Source organism: Erwinia sp. L03-1 (genome assembly GCF_058686115.1).
In genome coordinates this window covers 1,881,697-1,893,691 of sequence record NZ_CM178762.1, presented here as the reverse complement: position 1 = coordinate 1,893,691, position 11,995 = coordinate 1,881,697, and the positions used below count along the sequence as shown (strand labels likewise).

Below are 11,995 nucleotides of genomic sequence, written 5' to 3'. Positions count from 1 at the left end.
CGTGGAAAGCGCAAACGGTTATCCTTACAGTTTTACAGAAGAGAGCCAAAAGGTAACGTAAAAGAGGCGTTCAGCGCGGACCTAATTTCGCTGCCAGCCTAAAAATTGGTCATATTTGCGCAGGGCGATGCGGTAATTATTGTTCCCGGCGTCAGGAAGGTCATTTTCCAGGCATTCGTGCCAGCTGTTCCCGCTGAGTTTTTCAGCGGGGAAATTGCGCGCCGACAGCATATCGTCAAGGCGACGCAGGCGCACAACGTATTCACGGATCGTGCTATGACTCATCTCGGTCTGCTCAAACAGATATTGTTTAAACGCCATGATGTCGAAATAATTTGGATGCGTATTGCAAAAGATATCACTGCAAAAGCGGCACAGCGCCGTCAGTTCATTTTGCAGTTTCAGCCACACCTGATCGTCGATCAGCTGATCCATCCGGGCTATAGCCTCCTTGTTTATTATCTGACCGCGAAACACCAGCGCCATACGGTCCAGCACCTTGCCACAGTGCGAACAGTTACTCTGGCTGTGTTTGTAGTCTTTCAAATAACGGCTCAGCGGCCTCATTTTTGTACTGGATCTCATTTTGAGTCCCCGGTTGGTGTTGAGAGTGCAAAGCTGACTCCGTCAGCGCGCTCCCGCTAACCGGGCGCGCAGGCGTTTTATCGCCTGACTGTGCAGCTGACTGACCCGGGACTCCCCGACCTCAAGCACTGCGCCAATCTCTTTCAGATTCAGCTCTTCCTGGTAGTAAAGCGTCAGCACCATTTTTTCGCGGTCGGGCAACGCCTCGATCGCTTCAATGACGCGTTCGCGAAGGTTCCCTTCCAGCAGCTGGTGAAGCGGATTAGCCTCTTCATGGCCTTCCGTCACCAGCTCGGCGCTGTCACCGTGTTCTTCCCGAAATTCGTCGTAGGAAAACAGCTGGCTGTTATTGGTATCCAGCAGGATCTGCCGGTAATCCTCTAACGACACGTCCAGCTGTGCCGCAACTTCCTGCTCGGTTGCCGAGCGGCCAAGTGACTGTTCAACGCGATGCATGGCGCCCGCAACGTCACGTGCGTTACGTCGCACGCTGCGCGGTGCCCAGTCGCGGCTGCGCAGTTCGTCAAGCATGGCCCCACGGATGCGCTGTACGGCGTAGGTGGTGAAGGCCGTTCCCTGTAGCACGTCGTAGCGCTCCACGGCGTTAAGCAGCCCTATTCCTCCTGCCTGTAGCAGGTCATCCAGTTCAACGCTGGCAGGTAATCTGACCTGCAGACGCAGCGCTTCGTGACGTACCAGCGGTACGTAACGCTGCCACAGCGAGTTTTTGTCCATCACCCCATCGGCGGTATAGAGATCGTTCACTCTGACTACCCTGCGTTAGTTAAGTTATCGGCACGATTATCTGTTTCTGTAGGGAAGATTGATTGGTGGAATAGCGCTAATAAAGGCGGTTTATTTCAATTTTGTTTAAGAAAGCGGCGCGTTGCGCAACCGCCATTCAGGAAGTCAGGCAGGCAGACGAAGTTTGTCGCGCGTGGCCTCGGGTACCAGGTGCCACAGTGCGCACACTCTGCCGTCAATGTCATGGTAGGCGGTACTCAGGTCGGTTTCGCCCATGGCGGCGCGGCGTAGATGAACGATGCCGCTCGCGGCGTCTATGGTTAGCAGACGACTGGTAAAAAGCCGCTGGAGATCGCTGCGCAAATAGAGGCCATTATCGACGCCATTGTCCTGAAGCAGTCCGTCTTCGTTATCGCGCATGATGATATGGCACGGCTCGACCCAGGGGTAGCTGGCGCTGCTGAGCAGCCGCGTGCCGGTTATCACGCAGGCGCCGTAGCGTGCCTGTACGGCGGCGCTAAACTCGGCCTGGCTGGCGCGCTGCCATACTTTCATACGCACCTTTCTGCCTACCTGCGTACCGGCGATCACCCCTGCGGGTGGGCCGATCAGTACGCTGGTCAGTACCGCAATAAACTGAATGCGCCGGGAGACGCTAAAGCAGGGATGCGCCTGGGTGTCATACAGCTGCCAGTATTCATCCTCCCCCTCCTGGCGCATCATCGAGAGCTTGTATCCCCGGCTGCCAATCAGGTTCTGGGCGGCCGCCGAAGCGGGATCGACCATGGCATAGACGCGGCTTTCCCCCATCACCTTCCAGCAGTGGGCCTGTTTCGCCTGTTCGGTGCGTCGAAAATAGAAAAAGGGCAGCTGCTGTTTGAGGTAGTACTCCAGCCGTCGCAGGTAATTTTTGCGTTCGTTATCGTTAGAGATAAACAGCAAATCTTCCAGCGGGCTGTTGGTTTCATCATTGGCAAAGACGGCGCGGATGACTAAGTTGCGGTAGCTGGTTGACGGGCTGAGCAGCGCCCGCGCCGTCAGCTCCTTCTCGTCGGGAAACCTGATCGCATAGCGTCGGGCGATCTCCTCGAAGCTCAGCAGATCCCCGGGGATCAGATCGACGTTGAAGCGCATAGGTCACTCCAGAGAATAGGCTTCACCATGCCTTTTCAACATGTCTGAAGCGTAAAAGGGGATATCAATGCTCTGTTATCGGCAGCGGCGGGCGTTTCTGTAGGGTTCAGGTGCAGGGGGAGCAAACGGAAGAAAAAAGGGGCGACAGTGCCGCCCCCTCTGACGCTATCAGTTCCCCTGCCAGGCCTGGGACCAGAGCCTGACGTTGTCCCCGGTCAGCATCCAGTCACGCCGGACGAGGGTTTGCAGCTGCTCACCCATCCGCGCGCTGGCCTGTTCATCGTCCAGGTGCATCCGAATCGCATCCCGCCAGTCAATAAAGCGATTGCGTACGCGGGTGACCGGGAGGTCATGGCCACGGTAGCACTCGACGTCGCTGCAAATCACCGGAATGCCGCAGGCACCATATTCCAGCAGGCGAAGGTTACTTTTACAGCTGTTAAACAGGTTATCTTCCACCGGCGCCAGCGCCAGATCCAGATTTAGCGAGGCCAGCTTCGCCGGATAGAGGCTAAGGTCAACCCCATGATGGAACTCATAAATCCACGGGCGCAGCTTCGGTGGGCACATGCCGAAGAACACCCACTCCACCTCACCGGCAAACTCTTTCACCACGTCAACGATCATCTCCAGATCGCCGGTATGGCTCGCCCCACCGGCCCAGCCGATACGCGGCTTGCGCCCCTGATGACGCAGGCTTTGCAGCCCACCCCAGCGGTTAACCGGCAGGCGGTTTAACACCACCTGAATATCGCTGTGCATATCGCTCAGCGCCTCGGCAAGCGGCGGTGTGGAAACGATAAAGCGGTCAAAATAGGTGAGGCTTTTACGCAGCTGCGCGGCGATTTCCTGCTTAAAGTGGCTGCGCTGATAATGCTTCATCGGCACGTTAAGGATGTAGTCATCCAGCTCGAACACCTTGAAGACGTCGGTCAGCTTACGGGTACGCTCTATCCACTGGTGGAAAGCAGGCGCGTAGCGGCGCTGAATGATCAGGCTGTCCGGCTTGATCCTGCCCATTTCACTGATGCTCAGCAGGGTATAACTGGCTTTACCCTCGGCATAGCCTTCTCTCTGCATCGCTTCAAACGGCGTGGTGATGCGGTAATAGCCACAGCCGGACATATCGGCATTATGCGCCATAAAGACCGGCAGCTTTTCCCGCTGAACCGGATTCCAGCTGAGCGAACTGTCGCTGTTCACATCGAAATGGCGGCTTTTCAGCGACAGGTTAGCGTTAAAGGCCGGATCGTTGGCGATAATCGGCATCCAGCCGCTGAAGAGTTTGTCCTCTTCCTGCTGTTTCAGCTTGCCTGAAGTATGCACCGTTTCACCCGGGAACGGATTCTGACGGGCGGCAGGACGCAGGATGCGCGCATAAGGCGTCCAGACGGTCATATAGCCCTGGCTGCGCGCCCGCAGGCAGAAATCGACGTCATCATACAGCAGATGCGTATCGTCAAAGCCGCCGAGCGCGATAAAGACCTCTTTGCGCACCAGCATAAAGTCGCCGGACACCGCACTGTAGTTTTGGTCGAGATGCAGACGTCCCAGGTAGCTTGGATGGGTATCATCCTGACCGCGAAAGGCCTCGCCCGCCGCGCCATTGACGCCGAGAATATACCCGGCGTGGCGGATCTTGTTTTGCGAGGTCAGCTGTTTACCGCCCACCACCGCCACTTCCGGGCGCTGTCCATGGTTAAGCAGGTTATCCAGCCACTCGCCGTCGGTGACCGCCAGTTCGCTGTGCATCAACAGCAGATAGTCACCCTGTGCGCTTTGCGCCGCCAGATTCACCATCGCGGCGCGCTGATAGCGCTGGGCGTAGTTCACCACCCGTATCCGGTGTGGATCCACCTCGCCGATGCGCGTCAGCCACGCATCCCGCTCCGGACTGCTCTGGTTGTCTGCCACGATCAGCACTTCATAATTCAGATAGCGGGTTTTCTCCAGCAGCGTGGTGACGCAGCTAATCAGGGACGGCAGGTGCCAGTTGGCCAGAATAACGATGGATACCTTCGGCTGTGTGCCATGCTGGTAGCGCAGCCGATAGTTGTAGTAGCTGTCCAGCGCGATCTGCGCGTCAGGATAGCCGCGATTATGCAGATGGCGCTCAACGATCGCCGCATCTTCGGTTATCACGCGATTTTTTAGCCGTGCGGTCAGCAGCGGTTCGGCCAGATGCCCCACCACGTTCAGGCCCTGCGACTCAATCAGTTTGATAATCAGATCGAATTCTGCGGAGGCGGGATAGCTGAGGTCAAACCCTTCTGCCGCTACCAGCAGTTCGCGCCGGAACAGCCAGTGCTGCGCCATAATTTTCGGCGAACTGAGCAGCAGGTCGAGCGTGAAGTCCGGGCGAAAAGCCATGCCGGTTGGCAGATCGTCAATATAGAAAAACTCGTCGGCGTAGAGCGCCAGCACGCTGTCCGCCTCCGGCAGGCTGGTGGAGAGCGCAATCAGGCCTGACGGGTGAAACTCGCTGCCCGCGTCAATAAAGAGGAACCAGCCGCACTGATGTTCTTCTATCAGGGCATTAATGGTGGCCAGCCGGGTCTCTGCCGTCGCCGGGTAGCTAAGCACCCCGGCGATATTGTCATCCATAGCTCCCACCAGCATCGGCGTAAGCTGAAGAGTCGCGCTGTTCTGATGCGCCAGCGAGTTCAGCGTCTGCGGCAAATGCTGACGATTTTCGTCGGTAACGGTGATCACCACCGCCACGCGGACAGGTTCAGGATGTTCCCCCGCACGAGCGGTGAGAAGCGCCTGCTGAAAAGGCTTAAGCCTGCGCTCGCTCAGCCAGCCGCCTAACGCATTCAGATTAAGGTTTTGATATTGCAGGCCGCTGAGATTGATGCGAATAAAGGCCTCAGGCTGCGACATCGGTGCCACCCGCACCATATTGATCGCGCCGGTGTCGGCAACGTACCAGGGCTCAAAGCGCAGGGTGTCGAACACGATTTCGCGGTTTTTTTGCACGATAGGCCAGCCTTCATGCTGCTGCGGCTGCGAATAGATGTCAGAAACGCGAATGGAGCAGAGCGGGGCCGGGAAGTAGGCCAGCGTTCCTTTCACCAGCAGGCGGCAAAAAATCAGCAGTCCTTCGACGTGCTCGAGTTTCTCCTCCCCCACCTGAAACAGCGGCGTATCCTCCGGCATCATCGCCAGAATATCTTCACGGCGCACCAGGGCGGCAGTCAGCTCGCCAATCAGGCTAAAGTGCAGGGTCGTCTGATAACGTAAAAAATCCTGGCCATTAAGCAGGCTGTTCTCGCTGAGAAATGCCGCAGTGGCAATCAGATCGGGGAGTTCTTCATACTCCGGCCCAATGCGCCTGCGCTTAGAGGCCGCGACCTGGCAGTCGGGAAACTGCTCCATCGCCGACACCAGCGTACTAACGCAGTCGGTTGCCAGCAGTTCGGCATCGGTCAGAAATTTTAAATAGTCGCCCTTCGCCTCTTTGATCGCCGCCTCGTAAATGCCGGGGTGATTTTTATCGTAAATCAGGTGGCGGATCGGATGAGCCGGCTGGTCGAGCCAGGGCTGCAACAGCGCGGGGATGAATTTATCGCCGCTGCTGTCGGCAATCAAAATTTCGCAGTGCGGATAATCCTGATTAAGGGCGCTTTTGAGCGCCTCTTCAAACCAGGTAGGGATCTGGGCACTGAGTATAATACTGACTAAAGGCTGGGTCATGAGTGGCAATTCTCCCGAGGTCCCCGGCTGCCCGGACCACTCGGGGCGCAGGGGAAAATAATTTATCCCATCATAGTCAGCTGATGAGAAATCAATCGCTCAAGAAGGCGGGCAAAGTGGGGCTATTCCCGGATATCAGCCCCCTCTTTTTCAGGCAAAAAAAAGCCCCGCAGTTGCGGGGCCTTATCAGAGATTTTTATAGAGCGATTAGCCCTGCAGCAGAGACAGAACCTGCTGTGGAACCTGGTTAGCTTTTGCCAACACAGAGTTACCTGCCTGCTGAATGATCTGCGCTTTAGACATGTTAGAAACTTCTGTTGCGTAGTCAGCATCCTGAATACGAGACTGTGCTTCTGACAGGTTAGTGGTGGTGTTGTTCAGGTTAGTGATGGCAGAACCCAGACGGTTCTGTACCGCACCCAGGCTTGAACGGAATTTATCCACTGACGCGATGGCTTTGTCCAGCATTGCCAGAGGGTCGCTTGTCGCTGAACCAGAGTAAACCTTGGTGTTACCGGTTGAAGAGATATCGCCCACGTCGCTGGTGGTCGCGGTGGTAGCCGTGTCGCCGCCGTTAACGATGTCAGCCGAATCAACGCTATAGTCTTTGCCCTGCACGCTAACGAAACCAACCGCATTGCCGCTGGCGTCTGCGCCAACTTTAATTGACTTACCGGTCATCACGCCGCTGGTTACGCCGTTGGTGGTGTCGGTGTAGTTAACGGTGGTGGTGTTCAGTTTAACCGCGCCGCCTGAACCTACAGATACGGAGTAGTTGTCGCTACCGGAAGAAACCACGTAGTTGTTGGTCGCTTTACCCGATGCATCCAGCACGCTGTGCAGAGACAGGCCGCTTGCTGCAACGCCCAGGCCAGAAGCTACTGAGCTCAGGTCAACGGTAGAAACCGCACCAGAAGAAGCGTTGCCAACGGTAGTGATGTCGTCACTCAGGCTCAGAGCATTTTTGCTTACGGAGAAGCCTTTCAGGCCCAGAGTAGATGAGTCGATTTTCTGCAGGTCAATAGAGATGGTTTCGCCATCGTTTGAGCCAACCTGGATTTTCATGGTACCGTCTTTCGCCAGTACGTTCACGCCGTTGAATGAAGTCTGACCGGATACGCGGTCGATTTCGTCCAGACGTGATTTGATTTCGTCCTGGATTGAAGACAGGTCGGAATCGGAGTTGGTGCCGTTCTGAGACTGTACGGTCAGTTCACGAACGCGCTGTAAGTTGTTGTTTATTTCTGACAGTGCGCCTTCAGTGGTCTGCGCGGCAGAGATACCGTCGTTAGCATTACGTGATGCCTGAGTCAGGCCGTTAATGTTAGAGGTGAAACGGTTAGCAATTGCCTGGCCAGCGGCGTCATCTTTCGCGCTGTTGATACGCAGACCAGAAGACAGACGCTCAATAGAAGTAGACAGAGCAGACTGGTTCTTGTTGATGTTGTTCTGGGTGATCAGCGAGAGGCTGTTAGTATTGATTACTTGTGCCATGATAAAGTTTCCTGTTAAATCATTTCGGGTTAAGTTGGTTGGGCTGTTTGCCCCCCGGCTTCATCGCCGTCAAGGTTGTTATCGTCTGCCCTCCCCTAACCTTTAGAATTTTTTTTATCCCAGGCAGATTATTTTTCCAGACCTGTCTACTCTCCGAAATACCCTTCTCTATTAGCGCTATTCGCTTTATTAACCCGATGCAAATAGTCGTAAACTTTACCCATAGCTGGCCGATAACTACGCTATTCACTCTCCGTGTTGACGACATAAAGGAATTATTATGGCTACCATCTCTACACTGGGTATCGGTTCCGGCCTTGATTTGAGCACCATTCTGAGTAGTCTGCAAACCGCTGAAAAGGCCTCACTGACGCCGATTTCAACGCAGCAGTCATCCTATACGGCAAAGCTGAGCGCCTACGGTACGCTGAAGAGTTCACTGACCTCTTTTCAGACTGCGAATACCGCACTGAACAGCGCCGCCCTGTTTGCTTCCACCAAGGCGACCAGCACCTCCAGCGCATTTAGCGCCACCACCACGACAGGTGCGGTAGCCGGTAAATATACCGTTAGCGTATCTCAGCTGGCCACGGCGCAGACGCTGACCTCGGCGGTGCAGAGTAGCAACACCACCGCGCTGGGCACCTCGGACAGCACCATTACCATCCAGCAGGCGAACGGCAATAAAGCCGTTGCGGTCTCCGTTAGCGCAGCGAACTCTTCGCTGACCGGCATTCGCGATGCAATCAATAAAGCGGATGCAGGCGTTACCGCCAGCATTATTAAAGTGGGCGATGGCAGCTATCGCCTGTCGATGACCTCGAACGCAACCGGCACCGATAATGCTGCGACGATAAGCGTAAGCGGCGACAGTACGCTACAGGGGATCCTCAACTACGACGGTACCTCCAGCAGCAATATGACCCAGAGCGTTGCGGCGCAAAATGCCAAACTGACGGTAAACAACGTTGCGATTGAAAACAGCAGTAACACCATCAGCGATGCGCTGGAAGGGATTACCCTCAACCTGACCGACACCACCAGCGGTAATCAGACGCTGACGGTGACTCAGGATACCACCAGCGCCTCCAGCGCTATCAGCGACTGGGTTAACGCCTATAACAGCCTGCAGGATAGCTTTGCCAGCCTGACCAAATATACCGCCGTCACGACGCAGGCCACCTCTCAGGACAGCAGCAATGGCGCCCTGCTGGGCGACAGTACCCTGCGCACTATCCAGTCGCAGTTGAAAAGCATGCTGACTAACGCCGCCAGCTCATCAACCTATAAAACGCTGGCGCAGATTGGCGTGACGACCGACCCGACCAGCGGTGATCTGAAGCTGGACAGCACCGCCCTGACCGCCGCGCTCACGAAAGATCCGGATGGTGTAAAGCAGATGATCGTCGGCGATGGTAAAACCACCGGCATCACGACCACTATCGCGACCAATCTCACCAGCTGGTTATCAACCACCGGTATCTTGCAGACGGCAACGGATGGCGTGAGTAAGACGCTGAACAATCTGACCACCCAGTACAATGCTGAAAGCACCCGCATTGATGATACGATTGCGCGCTATAAAACACAGTTTACCGCGCTGGACGTAATGATGAGCAAGCTAAACAGCACCAGCTCATACCTGACTTCTCAGTTCACTACCAGCAGTTCTTCAAGCAGTTCTTAAGACGTAAGGAGTCGTAATGTATAGCGCAAGCGGTACCAAAGCCTATGCAAAAATTGGTGTGGAAAGCGCGGTAATGAGCGCCAGCTCTGACCAGCTGATCACCCTGCTGTTCGACGGGGCGCTGAGCGCCCTGGTTCGCGCACGGTTATTTTTGCAGGATGGCAACATTGTTAAAAAGGGAGAGTCCCTGTCCAAAGCCATTAACATCATTGATAACGGCTTAAAAGTGGGGCTGGATGAAAGCAGTACGGACGAGCTGACGCAGAATCTGATTGGTCTGTATCGTTATATGGTACACCGTCTGCTGCGGGCGAATCTTGATAATGATGTGAGTGTGATTGAAGAAGTTGAAGCGCTGCTGCGCAATATCGCCGATGCCTGGAAAGAAGTTTCAGGTTCACCTGCTCTGGTTCAGGACGCCGTCTAAATGAATATCGCCCCGCATATGTTCGGAATTTATCAGCAGTTGTTAATGATCAGCCAGTCTATGCTGCGTCTGGCCTCAGAAGGTCGGTGGGATGAGCTGATCGATACGGAAGTCAATTACGTCAGCACCGTTGAAAAACTGGCGGAAACAACCCGCGACGTGGCCATTCCGGCGCAAACGCTGGATCAGCTGCGTCCCGTATTGCGTCATATTCTGGACAACGAAGCCGAAGTGAAACGTATGCTTCAGCATCGGATGGGCGAACTCGCCGATCTGATTGGGCAAAACACCCGTCAGAAGTCGGTTAATTCAGCGTACGGAAAACTGTCTGGAGTCGTGCTTTTCCCGCATCAATCCACCTGAAATAATAATATTTGCCTATGACTTTTCCCCACACTCGCCAGCGGGTCAGCGTGCAGCAGAATATTACGCCGTGACCCGCGCTTTTTCCGCAGCCTGCTCCATACTTCAGACTCATCGCTGTTGAAACTGGAGCAAGGACATGCGCAATCCCACGCTGTTGCAATTCTTTCACTGGTATTACCCCACAGGCAGTAAGCTCTGGCCAGAGGCCGCCGACCGGGCGCCGTGGCTGGCTGAAATTGGCATTACCGACGTCTGGCTGCCGCCCGCATCAAAAGGCGAGTCCGGTGGCTTTTCGGTAGGCTATGACACCTACGATCTTTTCGACCTGGGTGAATTTGAGCAAAAGGGTTCCCGCGCCACGAAATATGGCGATAAAGATCAGCTTATTGCAGCGGTCACTGCGCTTCGTGACCATCAGGTTGGCGTGATTATGGACATCGTGCTGAACCATAAGATGGGCGCGGATGAAAAGGAGCAGGTGCAGGTTAACCGGGTGAATCCGGATAATCGGGATGAGATCGACAGTGAGGTTATCGGGGCTGAGGCGTGGACGCGTTTCACCTTCCCGCCGCGCGCGGGGCAGTATTCAAAGTTTGTCTGGGATTATAAGTGCTTTAGCGGCGTCGACCACATTGAGAACCCCGATGAGAACGGCGTGTTTAAAATCGTTAACGACTATACCGGTGAAGGCTGGAACAGCCAGGTTGATGATGAGCTGGGTAATTTTGATTATCTGATGGGGGCGAATATCGATTTCCGCAACCGGGCGGTGACCGAGGAGTTGAAATACTGGGCGCGCTGGATGATGGAGACGCTGCCGTGCAGCGGGTTTCGCCTCGACGCGGTAAAACATATTCCGGCCTGGTTTTACAGGGAGTGGATCGATCATATTCAGGAGGTGGCGGATCGGCCGATGTTTATCGTGGCCGAGTACTGGTCGCATGAGGTGGATAAGCTCCAGCACTATATACACCAGGTCGAAGGCAAGACCATGCTGTTTGATGCCCCGCTGCAGATGAAGTTTCACAACGCCTCACGCGAGGGTGCCGGTTTCGATCTCAGCCAGATTTTCAGCGATACGCTGGTCGCCCACGATCCGTGGCACGCGGTGACGATTGTCGCTAACCATGATACCCAGCCGCTTCAGTCACTGGAAGCGCCAGTCGAGCCCTGGTTCAAGCCTCTGGCCTATGCGCTGATTTTGCTGCGCGAAGAGGGTGTGCCTGCGGTTTTCTATCCCGATCTTTTTGGTGCGCAGTATGAAGATGAAGGGTCCGACGGTGAGATTTACAAGATTGAGATGCCGGTTATCCCTGAGCTGGAAGCGCTGATTCGTGCCCGTCAGCTTTACGCGCACGGTGTGCAGACCGAGTGGTTCGATCACCCTAACTGCGTGGCCTTTGCCCGCAGCGGCACGGAGGATCATCCCGGCTGCGTGGTGGTGATGTCCAACGGTGATGAGGGGGAGAAGACGCTGTCACTGGGTGAGGGCTTTGCGGGCACGCACTGGTACGATTTTCTGGGGCACCGCGAGGAGGGGGTCACCGCGGATGAGGGGGGAAGCGCAGTTTTCCGCTGTAATGCGGGTAGTCTGAGCGTCTGGGTGATTCAGGAGTAAGTTCCGAGTGGGGCCCGGTGCTGCACAGTCCTGGGGTGTCGCCTGGGGGTGGGGCCCGGCGCTACAAAAGCTGGAGGTGTCGCCTACGGGTGGGGCCCGGCGCTACGAAAGCTGGAGGTGTCGCCTACGGGTGGGGCCCGGCGCTACAAAAGCTGGAGGTGTCGCCTACGGGTGGGGCCCGGCGCTACAAAAGCTGGAGGTGTCGCCTGGAGGTGTCGCCTACGGGTGGGGCCCGGCGCTACAA

At 55.7% G+C, this 11,995-nt stretch carries 9 protein-coding genes; 4 read left to right on the top strand and 5 right to left on the bottom strand.

Going from position 1 to position 11,995, the window contains the following annotated elements; genetic code table 11:
• Nucleotides 1–81: 81 nt before the first annotated feature.
• From fliZ to AC4PCC_RS08770, 5 genes are all read right to left on the bottom strand, one after another.
• On the bottom strand, nucleotides 82–585 hold the full coding sequence (gene fliZ, locus AC4PCC_RS08790) for a flagella biosynthesis regulatory protein FliZ (RefSeq protein WP_416250342.1): 504 nt from the start codon (nucleotides 583–585) through the stop codon (nucleotides 82–84).
• A gap of 42 nt (nucleotides 586–627) precedes the next feature.
• Complete coding sequence (locus AC4PCC_RS08785; protein ID WP_492127114.1) at nucleotides 628–1,350, bottom strand: RNA polymerase sigma factor FliA; 723 nt, start codon at nucleotides 1,348–1,350, stop codon at nucleotides 628–630.
• A gap of 144 nt (nucleotides 1,351–1,494) precedes the next feature.
• Nucleotides 1,495–2,463 carry an HNH endonuclease signature motif containing protein gene (locus AC4PCC_RS08780; protein WP_345827903.1) on the bottom strand — a complete coding sequence of 323 codons (969 nt, stop codon included), beginning with the start codon at nucleotides 2,461–2,463 and terminating at the stop codon, nucleotides 1,495–1,497.
• 168 nt (nucleotides 2,464–2,631) lie between these two features.
• Nucleotides 2,632–6,159: a glycosyltransferase gene (locus AC4PCC_RS08775; protein WP_492127113.1), complete on the bottom strand. Its 3,528-nt coding sequence runs from the start codon at nucleotides 6,157–6,159 to the stop codon at nucleotides 2,632–2,634.
• Between the two features lie 207 nt (nucleotides 6,160–6,366).
• Entirely contained in the window at nucleotides 6,367–7,653 is a 1,287-nt protein-coding gene (locus AC4PCC_RS08770; RefSeq protein WP_492127112.1) for a FliC/FljB family flagellin, read from the bottom strand.
• Between the two features lie 280 nt (nucleotides 7,654–7,933).
• Here AC4PCC_RS08770 and fliD point away from each other — a divergent pair, with 280 nt between their 5' ends.
• From fliD to amyA, 4 genes are all read left to right on the top strand, one after another.
• On the top strand, nucleotides 7,934–9,340 hold the full coding sequence (fliD, locus tag AC4PCC_RS08765) for a flagellar filament capping protein FliD (protein ID WP_492127111.1): 1,407 nt from the start codon (nucleotides 7,934–7,936) through the stop codon (nucleotides 9,338–9,340).
• Between the two features lie 16 nt (nucleotides 9,341–9,356).
• Nucleotides 9,357–9,767 (top strand): flagellar export chaperone FliS, encoded by a 411-nt coding sequence (gene fliS / locus AC4PCC_RS08760; RefSeq protein ID WP_345827909.1) that lies wholly within the window; start codon nucleotides 9,357–9,359, stop codon nucleotides 9,765–9,767.
• The gene (fliT, locus tag AC4PCC_RS08755) at nucleotides 9,768–10,130 is read left to right on the top strand and encodes a flagella biosynthesis regulatory protein FliT (protein ID WP_492127110.1); all 363 of its coding nucleotides are present in this window, start codon (nucleotides 9,768–9,770) and stop codon (nucleotides 10,128–10,130) included. It begins immediately after the preceding gene.
• Between the two features lie 139 nt (nucleotides 10,131–10,269).
• The gene (gene amyA / locus AC4PCC_RS08750) at nucleotides 10,270–11,751 is read left to right on the top strand and encodes an alpha-amylase (RefSeq protein WP_492127109.1); all 1,482 of its coding nucleotides are present in this window, start codon (nucleotides 10,270–10,272) and stop codon (nucleotides 11,749–11,751) included.
• The last annotated feature ends 244 nt before the right edge of the window (nucleotides 11,752–11,995 follow it).

Bases quoted from the DNA above. Each gene is read 5' to 3' on its own strand.
- fliZ (WP_416250342.1), bottom strand. From the start codon at position 585: ATGAGATCCAGTACAAAAATGAGGCCGCTGAGCCGTTATTTGAAAGAC.
- AC4PCC_RS08780 (WP_345827903.1), bottom strand. From the start codon at position 2,463: ATGCGCTTCAACGTCGATCTGATCCCCGGGGATCTGCTGAGCTTCGAG.
- AC4PCC_RS08775 (WP_492127113.1), bottom strand. From the start codon at position 6,159: ATGACCCAGCCTTTAGTCAGTATTATACTCAGTGCCCAGATCCCTACC.
- AC4PCC_RS08770 (WP_492127112.1), bottom strand. From the start codon at position 7,653: ATGGCACAAGTAATCAATACTAACAGCCTCTCGCTGATCACCCAGAAC.
- fliD (WP_492127111.1), top strand. From the start codon at position 7,934: ATGGCTACCATCTCTACACTGGGTATCGGTTCCGGCCTTGATTTGAGC.
- fliS (WP_345827909.1), top strand. From the start codon at position 9,357: ATGTATAGCGCAAGCGGTACCAAAGCCTATGCAAAAATTGGTGTGGAA.
- fliT (WP_492127110.1), top strand. From the start codon at position 9,768: ATGAATATCGCCCCGCATATGTTCGGAATTTATCAGCAGTTGTTAATG.
- amyA (WP_492127109.1), top strand. From the start codon at position 10,270: ATGCGCAATCCCACGCTGTTGCAATTCTTTCACTGGTATTACCCCACA.